Genomic DNA, 17,593 nt, shown 5'->3' on the forward strand with positions numbered 1-17,593 from the left:
ATGTCCGGCGCGCCTGTAGCGGCACAGGTGTACGATTGCGTGATCGATCCATCAGAAACAGTGGACGTCGCTGGTCAGTCAGGCGGCGTCGTTACAGAAGTCTTTTTTGATCCGGGGGAACAGGTCAAGAAAGGCCAAGTGCTGGCGCGGCTTGAGGCGACGATTCAATATGCAACCGTTCAGATGCTGGAAATTCGAGCCGAGGACACTTCGGAGATCGAAGCCCAGCGAACCCAGTTACAGTTTTTGGAGGGACGCCTAGAACGAACCCAGAAATTGCTGGACCGCGGGGTCGTGTCCAAAGGCGTTTTGGAGGAGATCCAATCCTCTGTAGATGCAAACAGGTCATTGCTGGTTCGGGCTGAACTCGCCCGCCGCGTTGCCTTGGGTGAACTCACAAGAGCAAAAGCCGCTCTTTCTTTGCTGGAGATTCGCAGCCCCATCGACGGAGTCGTCCTAAAGCGACACTACGACGAGGGTGAGTATCTGCCCTTGGAAGGCAGTATTGCAACAATTGTTCAGCTTGATCCTTTGGAAATTGTCTCCTTCTTGCCGGTGCGAGAATACAATTCAGTTCACGTGGGAGAAATTGCACAGGTGGAACCCGCAGCCCCGTTGGACGGAAGCTATCCTGCGGAGATTTCCCGTATTGATCGTGTCTTTGACGTTGCAAGCGGGACATTCGGTTTACAGTTGAAATTGGAAAACCCGGATCTGGAGATCCCGGCCGGGCACCGGTGCAAAGTCACTTTTGGGACTGGATTTCACGTTGAACAGCAAAGCAACTGAGACGATAGATTGATCTCTTCTCGGTCGTACGTGTGACGGCAAGACCCCCTGCAGCATCTGACACACAGGGCTTTACCCGTCGCTGTCGGGTTCAACAGCAAGGCAGTCGTGCGGCGCGATCTTGGGCGGGACTGTCGGCTACCAAGCCCGCACGTGGCCAAATCTATTCCCCTCCGTCGTTGACGGGTTCAGTGATGAAACTGTCTTTCAATGCCAAATCTTCCAACAAAAACCCGGAGGTCTGTTGCGGTCTACAGTCTTGGCCCTCCAGGGATTCAGATCAAGAGAACACGCTGACCATCACCGACAAATAGGTCACAACACCTAAGCATTCTTTTAAACCGGTGAAGATCCTGGCCGCATTTCAAGGTAGGGTATGTATCGTCATCCCGATTGACCGTACATCCTGTTTCTGACAGCGAACAGGTTTGATCACGGCGCTTTTTCTTCGATTTGTTCCGCCAAAGCGCCCTCCCCTGAGGCTTTCAGCTATGTCCAATAATACTGACCAGAAACTGGATCTACAGCTGCTGCGCAGAAGTTATTAAATTGGCTTTCTCTGGCCCTAACAGGAGCCGGACCGGCAATCTCTATTCAAAGCTTTGAGCCTGTCGGACTGCCGATCCAACCTAATCACCTTTCGCCAAATGGATCGGGTGTCATTGTTCAGATCCTGCCGCACCGCATAAGTATTCAAGCTGCGCTGTGCAAACCAGAGTAACGGAAAAAATTAGGTACATCACGGGTGCCCATCCGATATCGTGATGCCCACCCGTCATTCGAATTGGCGGCAAATTTCTTTCAGAATACTCTCCAGATCTCCGACGCTAACCTCCCTGCCCCGCAGTTCTATGCGCATTCCGTCGGCCGACATTTCGGCACTCAGAACGCCGCCGTTCTCCAGTTCCCGGTTTGGCAAACGTGTTATTTTCTGGGGCCGACCTCCGCGTGTCTTGTCACGTGGTATGCTTGCCCGACTGGTCAGCGCCGACTGAATAATATTCCATTCCGCAGTTGGGTCAGCCGCATCACCGTTCCCCAACGCTGCACGCAAATGTGGCTGCGCCCCATCCCGCAATGCTGCCGCCAATTGCAAACCGCCCTTTTCAGTCAATGCAGTCGGATATTTGAGAAGATCGCCCAACGCCTCATGAACTGTGGCAAAGCTTCTCACTTTGGAGCGCTTGGCCTTGGACGCGGCGGCAAACAACACATCCACCGCTGCAGCAACGTCGGGAAATACCCCCTGCCCCGCTGCGAGCACAGCAATGCGACCACGTTCATAGTGCGTCAGGTCTGCGCGCACTTCGTTCTCTTCGACCATGGAAACATACGCCGCTTCGCCGGCATTGCCACTGCGAACAAAGGCGGGAATATCACCAAAGGCACCGATTGATTTCGACAATTCGGTAAAGGCCCGAAGCCGCCGGAACCCTGAAATCAAACCATAGCCGTCGTCGGTTCGGGCAACTTCGATCGGTGCGCGCAAACCATTGGACAAAATTGAACTGCGCAGTTCGTGCATTGCCTCGTCGTCTTCGACCAGACGGTCCCGGCGAATAAAGTCCTGATCAATCTCGGCGACCGGGATCATCTGTGCAACCAGACCTGCCTGATCGGCGTTGCGCCACTTGCTCGCGTCCCCCTGATCCTGAGCCAAAGCAACGCGGTCTGTGACGGACGCCATACCGTTGAGCGACGCAGCCTCTCCTGCGACCTTTGCTATGGGTGGTGCCGCCGCTGTTGCCTCAAACGGATTGAGCGCCGGTTTCGCGGCGAAACCTTCTTCGAGTTCCTGCAGTTCATGTTCGTCTGGGGCTGTCAGCCGTCTGCGTTTAGCCATTGCCTGTATCTCCCATCTGCGCGTCGCGCCACCAACAACCGATTAGCAGTTCCTTGAACTCGGCGTATGTCCGATCAAAGGTCTCCCGACCCCGCACATATGTATCCCGATTAAAATCGCGGTAATCTGCCTCATAAATTCCGTTGACCTGTTCACCGGCCTGACCGACCAGAGCTGTATAATCCTGGCGATACGCATTCATGAAATCGCCGAAATAGGCCTGGATCACATTTGCCATATCGGTTTGCTGGCTAGCATCGAACCGCGTCACAATTGCCCGGACCACATCCCACTCGAACTTGATTTCGGGCAACCCCGCAGCCCGCTGCGCAGCGTTTTCTCCGTCTTCGATGCTGGCAAATGTCGTGTATAGCATGTCAAAGAACCGGCCCGTGGAATCAAATTCCAAAAACGAAGCACCGAGCGGGACCAACAATATGTCGGCCGCGGCCAAAGCGTTGATCGTCAGATATCCAAGAGCGGGCGGCGTATCCAGAAAGACGATGTCATATTGCTCCAGGATGTTTTCATCCTCGAGAAAGTTGGTCAGCCCATCCCAAAGCGGCCAGCTGCGCAATCCCATGCGCCAAACTGGTATCTGGAATTCCGCCCAGTACAGGTTCAATTGGGCCCCAATCAAATCAATATTCGGCCAATGAGTGCTCTGGATCACATCTGAGGGCGTTGTTTTTAGCGCCTCTTGCAGAGTTTCATCCAACGGAATTTCCGGTTGGCCGGCGGCAGCACGAACCTGATTTTCCTGCAATACCGCCTTGGCATAATCCTTGGCCACCAACGGAAAAACTGTTTTCCACTCATCTGCTACTTTGCCGCCCAAAATGGATGTCATTGATCCTTGGGAATCCAAATCAATCACCAGCACCTTGTAGCCGTCCAGCGCCGCCGACATTGCCAAATGTGCCGCGGTTGACGTTTTCCCTACACCGCCTTTGAAGTTTGCGACCGATACAACCTTGGCAGGGAGTCCTTTGGGTCGATAGGGCAGGTATTCTTTTGTGCTGACCCCCTCACTGTCGAAATACTGGCGCAAGGAGAGAACCTCTTCGAGCGTGAACCACTTTGATCCGCCATCTCCTTCACCCTGGGGTAATTCGGGGTTGGACTTCAGGACACGTCTCAAATGTGCTGGGGCAATGGGGATAAGGTATTTGGTGATTTCCCAGGTCGAAAACTTACGTAGTCTCTTTTCTCCGTCCGGCGCGTATCCGCGTCGCGCAAGATCCTCTCGGCCTTTGGCGCAGAACGCGGCGGCTTTTGCGAATCGCTGTGTTCCAATAGGGTCTGGCAATCGGGATGCTGCCGCTTTGGGATCGAGATTCAAGTAGGGCGGTGGGGTAGGGGACGTTGGTTTGCTCATTTTTGCGCCTCGGGTTATGTTCGCCTTTTCAGCGTATGTTTCCGAAACTATAGAACATCGTCTCTTCAATCCAGCACAAGTCTTAGGAAGATGCAGAATTTCGGCTGAGTTGTCGGTTTCGCGACGAAACCAATAGGTTAGAATGAAAGAGAACACGACATAGGTTTATTATCTTTAAGAACTTTAGAATATTTCGGGTCATAAAATGAAATAAATTCAATGCCTTGTAGGTGTTTTAGTACCCACTTACAGGATGAAAGGGTACCGTACACAGGACGAAAGGTACCAGAATACGGGATCAACGGTGCCAAGCAACGGTATTTTCGGTACCGATTCTCAGGATGCTGCCTTGGGCCCCACTTGCGCTCTAATGTGGGCGTTTAGGCTCTAATTCGACTCGGGTCCAGCATTGTGAAGTGCCCCATCTGAGGGGGCACTCAGGCGGTGTGCGTGCATTTCGCCGTCGAAGTGGATATCTGTCTGCCTGGTGCCTTCCTGCAAACGGGTACCTTTGAAACCTGGATAGGGAACCTGCTAGTGATTGATCCGCAGGTACCTATTGGTTAGAATGGGTTCAAAAAGAGCAGGCATACTCAATGGACGATTCACGAATTGACATGGACAAACTGTCGGGCGCACTTCGCCGTGAGACAGTCAAAAAGAACGTAGCCGCAATCCACATCAGTGGGAAGCTGAGCTTGCTGCAACGGAAGTTGTCCAATGTTCTGTTGCTGAACGCCTATGACGCGTTGACCACTGCACAGTCCCATACCATCGATGCCCGAACGCTAGCGACCATTGTTGGGTATAACTCTAATGATTTTGACACTCTGCGTGCCAGCCTACGGGCATTAGCCGAAACCGTAGCGGAGTGGGATATGCTGGACGAACAGGGCAAACAGGAATGGGGGGTCTCTTCGCTGTTGTCTTTTGCAAAGCTCAAGGGCGGCGTATGCGAATATGCCTATTCTCCGGCGTTGGCACAAAAGCTGCATGACCCTAAAATATATGCCCTCATCAATGTGCATATCCAACGCAATTTCAGCTCGGGACATGGGTTGGCGCTTTACGAAAACTGCTATCGATTTGTGCGTACAGGGTCGACTGGCTGGTGGAACCTCGAGACGTTCCGCAAGTTGATGGGGGTCGACGGGTCCAGCTATTATGAAAGCTTCAAGCATTTGAATGCCAAGATTATCAAGCCATCGGTCGCCGAAGTGAACAAGAGCTCTGATATTTTGATCGAACCGGGGTTTCGTAAAAAGGGTAGGGCGGTCACCGACATTCGGTTTCTGGTCCGAGAGAACCCCCAAATGGCAATGTTCCAGATCGACGACGGCGATGGTGTGCGCAATCTCAAGACCTATAAATTGCTGCGGGGGCAGGGGGTGTCGGACCGGTTGGCGCGGCAATGGATTGCGGAACATGGCGAAGATTACGTTCAGGAGAAACTGAACTATATGTCTGGGCAGGACCAGATCAAAAGTTCGGTTGGCTATTTGTCGGCAGCATTGCGTGATGATTATAAGCCGACAACACGGGTCGAACCCACCCAGATCAGCCCGGAAGCCATGGAAGCCCGCATGCTACGAGACGCACAGCGGTCGCGGGAAGATGCTGACTTTGAGGCGCGACAGGCCGAACGGGCGGAACGTGCAAACCAATTGAACATTGTCGAAATGCTGGTTTCGCGGCGAAACCCAACGCAACGAGATGCAGACAAACAATTGTTTATGACGGGCCTGACAGATGACCTTGATCGCGAGAGCTTTCGAAGCCAGGGATGGCGGTCTGGGTTGAATGCAAACGCCATAATTGCCTTTTGGAAAGATCTTGAACCCGAAGCATTTGATGGCGAACCTGAATAGCCCCAGGAATCAAAGGGGGACACTGCGCGTCGATTTGTAGAGAAATGGCGCAGAACACAGAAAGTTGCCCAACGGCAGTCTGCGACGCGCGTTTCGCAAACTCCGCTCCCTGCGTTGTCCAAGGCTGTGCATTTGATCGACTATTAAGAGGGCGGATGTCTGGAATTTCGTTTCACACGGTCTTTAGTTCATTCAAGAACCCATTGACCAACGGACCCTTGGACAAAGAACGTCTGGATGCCTGACCGTGCTGCTGTGGGGTGATCGCATAAAACGAATAGGGCAGGGGCAATCCCACCATGCTGGGCAAAACCACATGATCCCCCATTGGCAAATCGCGAAATAGCCTTTTGGGTATCAGGGCAATCCCGGCGTTATTGAGGACCAGTGCCGATGCCACCGCGGCACCGCCCACGCGCAACCCTTTGCGCATGTCCGGAGTCCTGGCAATGCCTGCAGTGCGAAACCATGCCGCCCATGTCGGAAAGGACGCGTAGTTTTCACCCCAATCGGTATGGATCAGTGCGGAATCCGGAAGCGACTGAAACCCATCCTGGGCAAGGTATTTGTCAGCAAACGAGTGTGTGCACGTTGGAAACACAGTATCGTCAAACAATTGCGTTGTTGCGTGTTGAGGGTAGAGATGGCTTTCGTTCGTCAATCTGATGTCGACCAGGGCCCGTTCCAGATCAATTGGGTCTGCTTCAATCCTCAGCTCGATGCCAACATCGGGACAGGCTCTCCTAAATCTCGCAATGGCGGGTGAAACCCATTGAACTGCCAAAGATTGGATTGTGCTAATAACCAGATTGGACCGGGCCTCGTTTTCAAGAAGATGATCGGAGATGGTCGACAATTCGATCAGCGCCGCAGATACGGATGGATACAGTTGACGCCCAGCATCTGTCAGGTGAAGCGCATTATGAGAGCGCCGGAATAATTTTTTCCCATAATATTCCTCGGCTTTGCGAACCTGCATGCTGACAGCAGGCGGGGACACACCCAATTCCACCGACGCAGCGGTGAAACCGCCCAGCCGCACCGTGGCTTCAAAGGCTTTGAGCGGATTGAGCGGCGGCAGGCGCATCATGGCGCTCCCTTCTTGCATAAGAAAAACTGTGCCTAGTTATAGTATTTGTGGGTTTGAAATGCCAGATCCCAGCGGCCAACCTGTATGCAACGGAGGATGGCATTTATGGCAAAAATGGAAATCGAATATCTGGGAAAGCCAGAGATTGATCGTTTGGCGTTGACCAATGACGAAATCCTCGGCGCTGTTGAGCAAGGGTTGATAGCAGCGGGCCGCGGGCACACAGTGATTGAACCGCGAATGCATTTGACACCTGATCCGGCCTTCAACGGTCATTTCAATGTTTTGCGCGGCTATGTCGAACCCTTGGGGTATGCCGGGGTCAAGGTCGTCGGGGATTTTGTCGACAACTATAAACGGGGTTTGCCGTCCGAGCTGGCGCTGCTGAATTTGTTTTGCCCCAGAACCGGCGCACCTTTGGCCGTGATTGATGCCGCGGGGATCACCGACATGCGCACCGGGGCGCTGACCGCATTGGGTGCCAAATGGCTGGGGCCCCAAAACCCCCGGGTGTTGGGGCATCTGGGTGCGCGGGGAACGTCCTATTGGAATGTAAGATTGCTTGACCACCTGTTTGACTTTGATGAAATTCGGGTTCATTCGCGCCGTCCCGAAAGCCGCAATGCCTTTGGCGAACGGCTCAGTGCTGATCTGGGAAAAAAGGTCGTCGTCACCGAGGATTGGGAAAGCTGCCTATCCGGTGCGGATATCATGATCGAGGCGACACGTTTGAACCAGCCAACCCCGCTATTTGATCGCTCCTGGGTGAAAAAGGGCAGCTTTGTTGTGCCGTATGGCACCATGAGTGCGCTGCCGCTGGATTTTGTCGATGGGTTTGACAAATTCGTCATGGACGATCTGGGGCAGATGCGGGCCGGGCATCTTGGGGCGCTGCGCCCGCATATTGATGCAGGAAAGATCAACGAAGACAGTTTTTACGCCGAAATCGGTGAAATTGCCTGTGGTGCCAAACCTGGGCGGGAATCCGACGATGAAACGATCTTGTTCTGGCACCGGGGCATGTCCACCGGGGACATCGCGTTGGGGGCGCGGATCCTGGACAAGGCACGCGATATGGGCATTGTCCAGAACCTGTTGTATCGCGATGAGTGACCCTGTTCTGCGGCTGGATGGGACTGCGCTGACCGTTGAGGATCTGCATCGGGCGTCGCATAGGGTCCCACGGATCGACCTGGATCCCGATGCGTTACGGGCGATGGCTGCCAGCCATGCGCTGGTACAACAGGCGATCCGCGAAAAGGTGGCCGTCTACGGTGTGACAACTGGGTTGGGTGCGCGATCGACTGAGGTTCTGGATACTGATGCATTGTCCGAATTTTCAGTTCAAACACTTCGGGGTCGAGCGCATGCCATTGGACCAGAAGAACAGCGCGAGGTCATTCGGGCCGGAATGATTGTGCGGCTCAATACGTTGCTATGTGGTCATAGCGGTGCTCGTCCCGAACTGGCGCAGCATCTGGCTGACTGCCTCGAGGCAGATTTGACGCCGGTATGTGGCCAGATTGGGTCTATCGGTGCCGCGGATCTGGTTTTGAATGCAACTGTTGGTTTGGCATTGATTGGCGAAGGCGAAATGCGTCAAGCAAATGGCGAGGTCAGTTCCAGCGCCGAACTCATGCGGGCTCATGGCATCGAGCCCTTTGTTCTTGCGCCGCGAGAAGGGCTGGCATTGGCCAATCATACCGGGTCTGTTGCGGGTGCGGCGGCGCTGGCTCTGTATGAGGCACAAACAGCCTTTGAAGCGGCGCAAACGGCTGTTGCCTTGTCGATGGTGGGGTTTCGCGCCAATCTGGGCCCACTGGATCCAACCATTCTGGCGGTAAAGCCACATCCCGGTCAAATTTCGGTCGCAGCCGGTTTGAGCCACCGATTGGATGGAAGCGCATTGATGGACCCCGCGCAGGCACGCCGATTGCAGGATCCTCTGTGCTTTCGAAATGTCGTGCAGATTCACGGTACGACCCAGACCGCGCTGACCCAGGCCATTGAATGCCTGAGGATTGAGATCAACAGCGCCAGCGACAATCCCGTGGCCCTGGTCGACAGCAGAAAAATCATATCGAGCGGAGCCTTTTTCACGTCCGAAGTTACCAGCGTGATTGAGACCCTAAACCGCAGTATTGTGCCGCTGGTCTTTGCTCAACTGGCCCGGATCAGCAAGCTGTTGAACCCTGTGTTCAGCGATCTTCCCAGTTTTCTGGCCAAACCGAACAGCGCGTCAAATGGCTTTGCACCGATTATGAAACCAGCCGAGGCCCTTGCCAGCGAAATTGCGCATCAGGCTCAACCGGTGCCGATCTGGCCCAGTCTGAATGCCAATGGTGTCGAAGATTGCATGACGGGGTCGCCAACCGCGGTCAAAGCTCTGCGGCAGATCATCGACAGGCTACGACGACTGACGGCAATTGAATTGATGGTGGCTGGCCAAGCTGTGGATCTGCACGGTGTCAACGGCGCATTGTCGCCGGCGTTGATAGATGTATTGACCAATCTGCGTAAAATATCCGAGCCGTTGGGCGCGGATCGTCCTCTTGGACTGGATATCGAGACGATCGCGGAGGCGATAGGTGAGAATGGGTTTGCGGGTGGTGTGATGTCGCGCGGGTAGGGGGCTTTCAGATCCTAACAGCGCAGATCGCTCCGTTTGATTTCGACATTCAGGCCTGCGGCGTCACATCAGGTGGACCTGCTTGTCTTGTGAAAACACAAGGTTATGTACCGCATAAGAGGGGCACACGATCACGTCGTTGACGCCTCAGTCGGCACGATCCTTCGACCATTGATGTAGGTTTTCAGAAATCGCACCCCCTGTGAGCCGGCAGTCAATTCCGAGTAGAGGTGTTATTGACCTTTGGCGTGCATCTCACGTTTGCGGGCCCGGGTAATGCGCGTCGCCTCTTCGGAACCGTCATGGTATGTGCCGAACCACTTGTCCCACGGCATTTCGGCATTGCCATAGTTGCATTCATAATACCGGTGGTGCAGCTGATGGAAAAAGGCTCCGATCAACAAGGCCTGGCGGTTTCTGGCCCATATAGCTTCGTATCCCGAATGTGATGACGCCGCACCCAACATCAGCCAATAGCCTAGGAATACCATGTGTACAGGATGGCTGGGCAGCACGAGCACGATCAGGATTGCGCTGAGATACCCAATGGCCTCGACTGGGTGCATCGACATTCCCGACCAAGGGCCGGTATTGACGTTCCGATGGTGTACCGCATGGACGTATTTGTAGACAGCGGGTTGGTGCAGGGCCAGATGCACAACATAGAAGTGAAAGCTTTGCCAGATCGCAAGAAGCGGGAATAGCGCCAGGAACCAGATCGGATGAGCGGTAAAGGAGAGCGTTGCGATGAAATCGTTGGCATAGCTCCACCGCAGGGCGGTTTCGAAGCCGGACAGGCACGTCGCGCCAAAGACCATAGAGTAATAAATGTTGTCCCAGGTCTGATAGCCGAATTTATACAGCGCGTTCTTGCGCTTCATATAGGGTCGAGGGTCATATTTCAGCAACTTGCCCTGCCCGTCGATCCCGTAGAACCAAAGGTGAAGGCCTCCTGCCACAACCAGCAGCAAGACCCAGTTGCGCACAAAAACCCACGCGACCCAATCAAAGGCAAAAACCATTTGCTCTGGGCCAACCGGTTGCAGCCAGTAGGCAACAACAAAGGCCAGTGCTACATAGATCGAACGATCCGATACCTGCAAATAGTTCTGCCAGACCCATTTTGCCAGCGTTCCGAATTTCGGAGGCCAGTTCCAATAGGGGGCGAAACTGACCGGCAAATTTGGGTGCCAATGCCATTCGCGGCTCATGGGGGCGGAGGTGGTTCGGGTCTTGGTCTTGTCCGTGGATGGGGTGTCGATGCTCGTCATGTCCTGTCCTTTCCTGAAATGGTTGTGGGTTTCAGGTTGGCGGGGGAGGGGGCTCGTATGGGTATTTTCGGGATGCTTTGCCGGTCATGGCCGAGCCTACTGGTGAAACGGGCGACGTTTGTCCAACGCTTCGCGCAGTTTTTCATGTTCGCCCGGTTTCATTGCGACACTGGTGGTGCAGTCCGGGTAGCTGCCGTTCAGAACGGCAGCGCGAAAGGCGGTCAGGCCTTTCATCCGCTCGACTTCCATTGCTGCGCGGGCCGAGGCCATATCAGCAAATGCTCTGGCGTGACGGGGCGCGTTTGGAGTGTCGCCACAGGCATCGTCCTGGAACAGGAAAATCACATCCGCGGCCCCGCCGGATCCGATCGAGTGGGTAATCAGTCTGGTGCGTGGGCTGATCTCGGCAATGGCTTCGTCTGCGACGCATTCCAATTCAACCGCATAGGCGCCTGCATCCTCCAGTCGGCGTAGATCTTCGGCCAGGCTCATCGCTTCATCGGCGGTGCGCCCATACGCGCGTAACCCCCCGATCCTGGTCGATAAGCGGGGCACCAGACCCAGATGCCCCTGAACGGCCAGCCCTTCGTCGGCCAACAGTTCTACGGCCTTCAAACTCCGCATGGTGTAAACCGCGTCGGCTCCGGCCGTAGCGGCGCGGATACCAGCTCGCAGTATATCCTGATGTGTTTCATAGTCGGAGGCCATCAAAGCCGCAGTGGTAAATGTGTTGGGTGCGCCTGCACGCACCTCGGCCAGGTCGTGGTCGACGATCGATAGGTGGTCGATCGCCGCCGCTTCGGCCGCTGCTGCCTCGGTTCGGTTGACGGCAGTTGTCTGCACGAGTTTGCGCAGCCCCTTTCCGGCCACAATGTCCGCTACCGTCAGGTTGCGCGCGGCGGGAACCCCTCCAAAGGTGTAGATCCGTTTCATGGCTGCTACCCTTCGGTCTTATTCAGCGGCTTTCAGGGGACGGCCCTGCGGGATGACTTCGTATCCGGGTTCCTCCGGTTCATCGTCCAGCATTTCCGGCGGAAAACCCGGCGCGCGGATGTCCAGTCCAGTGGCCTCTTCCAGGCGTTTGATGATGTTGGGCGAATAACAGCGTTCGCCAAAACGGTTGATGCCGTCATCAAAGATATCGACCAGCTTGGGTGAGATTTCCAACGGTACATTGTGACGGTCGGCAACCTGCTGGAACAGGCCAGCGTCCTTCTTTACCAAATCCATGGTGAATGAGATGTCTCGGGATCCATTCAGGATCACCTGGCTTTCGGTTTCATGCACAAACGACGTGCCCGAGCTGATCTTCATCGCCTCATAGGTGGTGTTCAGATCCATGCCAGCCGCCTTGGCCGTCACTAGTGCCTCGCAGCAGGTCACCAGGTTGGCAGTGGCCAGATAATTGGTGACTACCTTCAGAACCGAAGCCGACCCGAGGTCGCCGGTATGAAGGATCCGGCGGCCCATTGTTTTCAGAAAGGGGGCGATTTGTTCAAATGTGGCCCGGTCGCACCCGGCAAAAATCGAGATATTTCCAGTGGCTGCCCGGTGGCACCCGCCTGAAACCGGGCAATCTACTGCCGCGCCGCCGCGGCCCATGACCATCGCGCCGAGACGTTTGACTTCTTCTTCGTCGGTGGTGGACATCTCCATCCAGATCTTGCCAGCCGTTACTTCGGGCAGCATCTGCTGCATGACCGCATCGGATGCAGTGGGCGATGGCAGGCAGGTGATAACCGCGTCGCAATCGCGCATCAGCTGCGCCGGACCATCGGCCTGTTTTGCCCCGCGGCTGACAAAATCGGTGACCAGTTCGGGGTTTAGGTCATGAACGGTTAGGTCGATGCCATTGCGGAGCAGCGAACCCGAAAGCTTGCCTCCGACATTACCCAGACCGATAAATCCAACTTTCATACGCCCGTTCCTTGTTCAACTTTGGCCAGACCAGCCAAAGAAGTTTCTGACTGGTCTGTTGATTTACGAAGATTGCAATCTGAAAGTAAAACGAATAAAAAGAGCAAAAATCACCAAAAATAATTGGTTGTAATATGCCCAAGTTCCCCAATCTGATCTGGCTGCGGTCCTTTGAATGCGCTGCACGGCATATGAATTTCACTGCCGCGGCTGCCGAACTGGGCATCACTCAAACAGCCCTGAGCCTGCATGTACGGTCGTTGGAAGCAGAGCTGGGGTGCCAGCTGTTTACCCGCGCTGCGCGCCATCTGACCCTGACCGAGGTAGGACAGGCTTATGCTTTTTCGCTGCGCCGTTCTTTGGGGGATATCGCGCTTTCGACGACGAGCCTGTTTGGGAGCTCCAACGCACAAGTTTTGACAGTCCGAGCTCCGATTTCCACAGCAGCCTTTTGTCTTGCACATAGGTTGCCGGACTTCATGAATTCTCATCCTGGCGTCTCTATTCGAATGGTTTCGAACATTTGGGCCGAATCCGCCGGGCGTGAGAATGTGGATGTCGAGCTGCGTTTGGGGATCGGAGGATGGGATGACGTCCCGGCGCGGAAAATTTCTAAGGAACGGATTGTTCCGATCTCCAGCCGGACCACTGGCTCCAAAACCCTTTCCGTCCAGACATTGCAGCAGGGATCTTTGGTTGCGATCCTGGGATTCGAGGATATGTGGCATCGATATCTGACGGCTTTTGGTCTGCAACCGACGGATGACACACCGCCCTATGCCGTGGATACAACGGTGGCTGCCGTCGACATCGTCGCTGCAGGTGGTGGACATGCCCTGGTGCTGGAACGGTTTGCGGCCTCGGCCATTGCGGCCGGTCGATCAATCTCTATCGTTGGGGATCCGGTCCCGATTGAGCAGAGCCATTTTATTCTCGATGGTTCCATGCCGGACGCAAGTGGCCCAGCGAAACAACTGTTTGAAGCGTGGTTGGAAGCGGAGTTTGCATAGGCCAATGTCCCTTGTCGCCATTTGTGCAATTCGCGCTATTGTGGAATGGAATTGTTGCTGAACATTCATGGAGCATTCTGAAGTGACTGAGCGATTGAAATTTACAGATTCTCGATGGATGGCGCGCCGGCTGAGGGCCGCCAGGGCCTTGTTGGGTGCAACCCGCGAAGAACTTGCCTTGGGTGCAGGTCTGGCAACGAAAATCATTGAAGAAGCCGAAACCGAAGTATCGTTTCCAACAGCGCCGGAATGGTCAAGAATACTCAATCACTTGAATGAAAACGGTGTCCGGGCAACGGAATATGGTGTTGAATTTGATCCTGCCATAGTTGAACGCCCGGAACGTGCCGCTCTTATCTGGTCACCCAAAGTCATCAAGGATCCGTTGTTTCCGGGGTGATATGTTCAGCACCGGGACGACCGCGAACCAATCAGGCCTGATACCCTTCCGGGTTGCGGCTTTGCCAGTTCCAATGGTCGCGGCACATGGTGTCGATGTCACGCCACGCGCGCCATCCGAGCAACTCCAACGCTTTTGACGCGTCTGCAAAGCAGCTGGCCGCATCGCCTGCGCGACGGTTCTGATGTTCTACGGGAATGTCGCGACCCGAGGCGCGGGCAAAGGCATCGACCATCTCCAGAACTGTTGAACAATTGCCTGTGCCAAGATTGACTTCGAACAGCGTCGGGGCCTCCAGCACCTTGAGCGCAGCAATGTGACCCTCTGCCAGATCGACCACATGCAAGTAATCCCTTTCGCCCGTGCCATCGAGCGTTGGGTAATCGTCTCCAAAAACTTTCAGAGATGAACGCAGACCACTGGCAACTTGGGCGATATAGGGCATCAGATTGGTTGGGACACCCTTGGGGTCTTCACCGATTTCGCCGCTACTATGGGCACCGACCGGATTGAAATACCGCAGGATTCCGATGGACCACGACGGATCTGATGCATAGAGGTCCCGTAGAACGTCTTCGATCATCAGTTTGGTCCGCCCATAGGGGTTCAGGGCGCGCAGCGGGTGGTTTTCGGTGATCGGCAGCCACCGGGGATCGCCATAGACCGTCGCCGACGAGCTAAAGACCAACCTGCGAACATTGCAGTCTTCCATAGCATCCAATAGCGAGATCGTCCCAAATACGTTGTTGTTGTAGAAAGACAGCGGGTTCGAGACGGAGTCTCCCACCGCCTTGAGGCCCGCGAAGTGAATGACGCCGCCGCACCTGTGCTCTTGCAATGTCTTGCGTACCAGATTCCCGTCCTGGATATCGCCCCGAACAATATCCAACGTCCGTCCAGCCAGGCGTTGAACCCGGCGCAGCGCTTCGACATGACCGTTTGAAAAATTGTCGTAGACCACAACCTCATATCCCTGCTCCAGCAAGGCGAGACAGGTATGCGCGCCGATGTATCCGGCACCGCCCGTTACAAGGATCTTCATTTGAACCTTACTTCCACCGGCAACCCTTCGACCCAGAATTCAGGTTCTTCATCAAGGGCTACCACCACTTTTATCGCACGTTTTGAACCTTCAAACGGCCCGGCCAGTGCTGCGGGAATGGTCTCTGTAATCTGTGGAGGTTCCTTGACCACTCCGTCATAGCGGACCCGATCCGGAAAAATGACGACGACCGGGTTGCCGACCCTAGCGCGCCCAATACCTTCAGGCTGGAGGAACACATTGACCACTGGCGTATCGTAATTTGATAACTCGATCAGCAGATCGCCTTCGGTGACATATTCGCCTTCTTTGACAAAAATTCGATTTACCACGCCATCTTCGTTCGCGCGGGTATCCAACTGCTGTTGCTGAACTTCGGCGACAGCGATTTCCAGTTCAATAGCGCGGATTTCATCGGCCAGATCATGGGTGTAACGCAGGCTTTCCAGCCGCTCGAGGTCGACAATATGTTGGCGTTCATCATGCGACAGCGCCCGGCGCATTTCATTCAGTTGCATTTGATCGGATAATTTGAACAGGCCCTTGTCCGCCAGCTGCTGATAACGGGCTGCGATCTTGTCCTGCTTGCGGCGGGATTCTTCCAGTCGTTTTGTATAGGCGTCCAACGTGACCCGGAGGCTGGCAATCATTTGGTCCTGATAGGTTGTCAACACTTCAAGGTTGTTGCTCCAATGTTGGATCTTGCGATCGACTTCGGGCGAAGTCAGATCAAGCAGCTTTTGCCCAATCGAAACATTGTCGCCGGGTGCCACAGGGATCGAGGTGACAAATCCCGGGTTCGAGGCGCTCAGTCGAATGGGTTCTGTGGTCAATATACCATCGGCGCGAACCAGGATTTCTTCTTGCAACACCAACCAGCCCCAAATCAGGATCGGGCTGATTACCAGCAGGACCATGAAACGCCAACGCCACCGAAACCCGGCGCGCTTGGGTGCAGCGTAGTTGACTTGAAATCCTTCGTGGTTGGTAGGGTCTGTTTTCTTGACACCGTCGAACCGCACTTCCATCAGAACCTTCGCCCCCGTTTTAGAACCCACCAGGGGGCCATGTTGGATTCCTCGTGTCCGCGTCTGAGCACTTCGTTCAATGTGGCAAACGCGGCGAACACCCGCAGTATAAAGGTATAGAGTGGATAGGCCGGCAACCAAGTCCAGGCGATGCTGTCCTTGGTCATGCGTTCGGATACACCAACCCAGAACACTCCGAACAGCAGCGCTGCAAACACCAAATACATTGAATATTGAAGGGCAAAAATGGCGACTACGAACTCCAGCGGATAGATCGCCAGTATCCAGATATTGAAGGCAACGATCAGCACCGGGAACAGCACGTTTTGCAGCACTCCGTAGACAAAGGTGAACACCAATGTCTTGATGCCCAACAGGCGCGGCGAAAACGCATTCCGATGTTTGCGCAAATACAGGAAAACCAGATCTCCGTCCCAGCGCAGCCTTTGGTTCAGCAGTTGTTTGAAGGTTTCAGGCGCGTCTGTGTGCCCGATTGCGCGCCCGGCAAACGGGATCCGCATATTCGGGTGACGCCCGAAATACTGTTTGATCCGAACCGTCAGGTCCAGGTCCTCGGCTGTATGTGTGTCCCAGCCGCCTATCTGCTTGAGAAATTCACGTCGAAAGGCTCCAAAGGCCCCGGAAATATTGTTCAACAGGTTCCATTCACCCAGTCCGGTCTTTCCGCCTTGAATCGAAATCATGTATTCGAACGCCTGCATCCGGGTCACCAGGCTAACGCGGTCGTTGCGTACCCGCAGCGCACCCCCAACCGCAGGTACATTTGGATCGTCAAATTCGCGAATGATTTCGACCATCATGTTGTTGTCAAAGGATGTGTCGCCATCGGCATTCATGACAATATCTCCGGTGGCCGCGTACAGGCCGGCGTTCAGCGTCGACACCCGTCCACCGCGTTGCCATTTTGGCAATACGACCAACTTGCGCTTGGGGTATCGCTGAACTACGTCTTCACAGTCCAGAGCCGCCTGATAGGTGTCACCATTCTGTACTGCGCCATCAATCACCGCGATGATTTCGATGTTACCGGGATAGGTTTGTTCACACAGGGTCAGGATGGTTTTTATAATTGCGTCCCCTTCGCCGTAGCAGGTTATTATGCAGGACACATCTGGATGAGAGGCCAGAGGTGGCCGTCTGTCGTATCGCCAGCGCCATTTTAACATGCCCGCCAGAACCACCAAGGTCAGTGGTGCCTCGACCAGGATGATCAGCGGCACCAGAATATACAGCATCACCGGATCCGAAACGATGGCACCAAGAATACCCCAGACCGTGTCAAATATGGCTGACAGGTCCAGTGTCAT

The 17,593-nt window shown here is 54.7% G+C and carries 15 protein-coding genes; 6 read left to right on the forward strand and 9 right to left on the reverse strand.

Annotation, left to right across the window (positions count from 1 at the left end; all coding sequences use genetic code 11):
* Positions 1–789 carry an efflux RND transporter periplasmic adaptor subunit gene (locus QEZ52_RS21855; RefSeq protein ID WP_343211607.1) on the forward strand — a complete coding sequence of 263 codons (789 nt, stop codon included), beginning with the start codon at positions 1–3 and terminating at the stop codon, positions 787–789.
* Positions 790–1,564: 775 nt separating this feature from the next.
* Here QEZ52_RS21855 and QEZ52_RS21860 read toward each other — a convergent pair.
* Together QEZ52_RS21860 and QEZ52_RS21865 are read right to left on the reverse strand one after the other, a co-directional pair.
* Entirely contained in the window at positions 1,565–2,632 is a 1,068-nt protein-coding gene (locus QEZ52_RS21860) for a ParB N-terminal domain-containing protein (RefSeq protein WP_343211608.1), read from the reverse strand.
* Positions 2,625–4,010: an AAA family ATPase gene (locus QEZ52_RS21865; protein WP_343211609.1), complete on the reverse strand. Its 1,386-nt coding sequence runs from the start codon at positions 4,008–4,010 to the stop codon at positions 2,625–2,627. Before QEZ52_RS21865 ends, QEZ52_RS21860 begins: the two co-directional genes overlap by 8 nt.
* Positions 4,011–4,606: 596 nt before the next feature.
* Here QEZ52_RS21865 and QEZ52_RS21870 point away from each other — a divergent pair.
* Entirely contained in the window at positions 4,607–5,878 is a 1,272-nt protein-coding gene (locus QEZ52_RS21870) for a replication initiation protein (RefSeq protein WP_343211610.1), read from the forward strand.
* 172 nt (positions 5,879–6,050) lie between these two features.
* On the opposite strand, the gene QEZ52_RS21875 is transcribed toward QEZ52_RS21870, so the two are convergent.
* Positions 6,051–6,968: a LysR substrate-binding domain-containing protein gene (locus QEZ52_RS21875; RefSeq protein ID WP_406651354.1), complete on the reverse strand. Its 918-nt coding sequence runs from the start codon at positions 6,966–6,968 to the stop codon at positions 6,051–6,053.
* A 105-nt stretch (positions 6,969–7,073) separates the two neighbouring features.
* Here QEZ52_RS21875 and QEZ52_RS21880 point away from each other — a divergent pair, with 105 nt between their 5' ends.
* A complete protein-coding gene (locus QEZ52_RS21880; RefSeq protein ID WP_343211690.1) occupies positions 7,074–8,081 on the forward strand; it encodes an ornithine cyclodeaminase family protein in 1,008 nt (335 codons plus the stop codon).
* Positions 8,074–9,597 carry an aromatic amino acid lyase gene (gene hutH, locus QEZ52_RS21885; RefSeq protein WP_343211612.1) on the forward strand — a complete coding sequence of 508 codons (1,524 nt, stop codon included), beginning with the start codon at positions 8,074–8,076 and terminating at the stop codon, positions 9,595–9,597. The genes QEZ52_RS21880 and hutH overlap by 8 nt, the downstream gene beginning before the upstream one ends.
* A gap of 233 nt (positions 9,598–9,830) precedes the next feature.
* Here the strand turns inward: hutH and QEZ52_RS21890 are convergent, their stop codons facing one another.
* The 3 genes from QEZ52_RS21890 to QEZ52_RS21900 all read right to left on the reverse strand — a co-directional run bounded on the left by QEZ52_RS21890 (position 9,831) and on the right by QEZ52_RS21900 (position 12,785).
* Positions 9,831–10,868 (reverse strand): sterol desaturase family protein, encoded by a 1,038-nt coding sequence (locus QEZ52_RS21890; protein WP_406651357.1) that lies wholly within the window; start codon positions 10,866–10,868, stop codon positions 9,831–9,833.
* A 96-nt stretch (positions 10,869–10,964) separates the two neighbouring features.
* The gene (locus QEZ52_RS21895) at positions 10,965–11,801 is read right to left on the reverse strand and encodes a 3-methyl-2-oxobutanoate hydroxymethyltransferase (protein WP_343211614.1); all 837 of its coding nucleotides are present in this window, start codon (positions 11,799–11,801) and stop codon (positions 10,965–10,967) included.
* 18 nt (positions 11,802–11,819) lie between these two features.
* Entirely contained in the window at positions 11,820–12,785 is a 966-nt protein-coding gene (locus QEZ52_RS21900; protein ID WP_343211615.1) for an NAD(P)-dependent oxidoreductase, read from the reverse strand.
* A 134-nt stretch (positions 12,786–12,919) separates the two neighbouring features.
* On the opposite strand from QEZ52_RS21900, the gene QEZ52_RS21905 reads away from it, so the two are divergent.
* Positions 12,920–13,795: a LysR family transcriptional regulator gene (locus tag QEZ52_RS21905; RefSeq protein WP_343211616.1), complete on the forward strand. Its 876-nt coding sequence runs from the start codon at positions 12,920–12,922 to the stop codon at positions 13,793–13,795.
* A 67-nt stretch (positions 13,796–13,862) separates the two neighbouring features.
* Positions 13,863–14,195: a hypothetical protein gene (locus tag QEZ52_RS21910; RefSeq protein ID WP_343211617.1), complete on the forward strand. Its 333-nt coding sequence runs from the start codon at positions 13,863–13,865 to the stop codon at positions 14,193–14,195.
* Positions 14,196–14,226: 31 nt separating this feature from the next.
* Here QEZ52_RS21910 and galE read toward each other — a convergent pair whose 3' ends face one another.
* Genes galE through QEZ52_RS21925 form a run of 3 tightly spaced genes read right to left on the reverse strand, consistent with a single transcriptional unit; the run spans position 14,227 to position 17,593 of the window.
* Complete coding sequence (gene galE / locus QEZ52_RS21915; RefSeq protein WP_343211619.1) at positions 14,227–15,237, reverse strand: UDP-glucose 4-epimerase GalE; 1,011 nt, start codon at positions 15,235–15,237, stop codon at positions 14,227–14,229.
* On the reverse strand, positions 15,234–16,265 hold the full coding sequence (locus tag QEZ52_RS21920) for an efflux RND transporter periplasmic adaptor subunit (RefSeq protein WP_343211620.1): 1,032 nt from the start codon (positions 16,263–16,265) through the stop codon (positions 15,234–15,236). The genes galE and QEZ52_RS21920 overlap by 4 nt, the downstream gene beginning before the upstream one ends.
* A complete protein-coding gene (locus tag QEZ52_RS21925; RefSeq protein ID WP_343211621.1) occupies positions 16,265–17,593 on the reverse strand; it encodes a glycosyltransferase family 2 protein in 1,329 nt (442 codons plus the stop codon). Before QEZ52_RS21925 ends, QEZ52_RS21920 begins: the two co-directional genes overlap by 1 nt.

The organism is Aliisedimentitalea scapharcae (assembly GCF_045277565.1).
Classification (GTDB): Bacteria; Pseudomonadota; Alphaproteobacteria; order Rhodobacterales; family Rhodobacteraceae; genus Aliisedimentitalea; species Aliisedimentitalea scapharcae.

Bases quoted from the DNA above. Each gene is read 5' to 3' on its own strand.
- QEZ52_RS21855 (WP_343211607.1), top strand. From the start codon at position 1: ATGTCCGGCGCGCCTGTAGCGGCACAGGTGTACGATTGCGTGATCGAT.
- QEZ52_RS21860 (WP_343211608.1), bottom strand. From the start codon at position 2,632: ATGGCTAAACGCAGACGGCTGACAGCCCCAGACGAACATGAACTGCAG.
- QEZ52_RS21865 (WP_343211609.1), bottom strand. From the start codon at position 4,010: ATGAGCAAACCAACGTCCCCTACCCCACCGCCCTACTTGAATCTCGAT.
- QEZ52_RS21870 (WP_343211610.1), top strand. From the start codon at position 4,607: ATGGACGATTCACGAATTGACATGGACAAACTGTCGGGCGCACTTCGC.
- QEZ52_RS21875 (WP_406651354.1), bottom strand. From the start codon at position 6,968: ATGATGCGCCTGCCGCCGCTCAATCCGCTCAAAGCCTTTGAAGCCACG.
- QEZ52_RS21880 (WP_343211690.1), top strand. From the start codon at position 7,074: ATGGCAAAAATGGAAATCGAATATCTGGGAAAGCCAGAGATTGATCGT.
- hutH (WP_343211612.1), top strand. From the start codon at position 8,074: ATGAGTGACCCTGTTCTGCGGCTGGATGGGACTGCGCTGACCGTTGAG.
- QEZ52_RS21890 (WP_406651357.1), bottom strand. From the start codon at position 10,868: ATGACGAGCATCGACACCCCATCCACGGACAAGACCAAGACCCGAACC.
- QEZ52_RS21895 (WP_343211614.1), bottom strand. From the start codon at position 11,801: ATGAAACGGATCTACACCTTTGGAGGGGTTCCCGCCGCGCGCAACCTG.
- QEZ52_RS21900 (WP_343211615.1), bottom strand. From the start codon at position 12,785: ATGAAAGTTGGATTTATCGGTCTGGGTAATGTCGGAGGCAAGCTTTCG.
- QEZ52_RS21905 (WP_343211616.1), top strand. From the start codon at position 12,920: ATGCCCAAGTTCCCCAATCTGATCTGGCTGCGGTCCTTTGAATGCGCT.
- QEZ52_RS21910 (WP_343211617.1), top strand. From the start codon at position 13,863: ATGGAGCATTCTGAAGTGACTGAGCGATTGAAATTTACAGATTCTCGA.
- galE (WP_343211619.1), bottom strand. From the start codon at position 15,237: ATGAAGATCCTTGTAACGGGCGGTGCCGGATACATCGGCGCGCATACC.
- QEZ52_RS21920 (WP_343211620.1), bottom strand. From the start codon at position 16,265: ATGGAAGTGCGGTTCGACGGTGTCAAGAAAACAGACCCTACCAACCAC.
- QEZ52_RS21925 (WP_343211621.1), bottom strand. From the start codon at position 17,593: ATGACACTGGACCTGTCAGCCATATTTGACACGGTCTGGGGTATTCTT.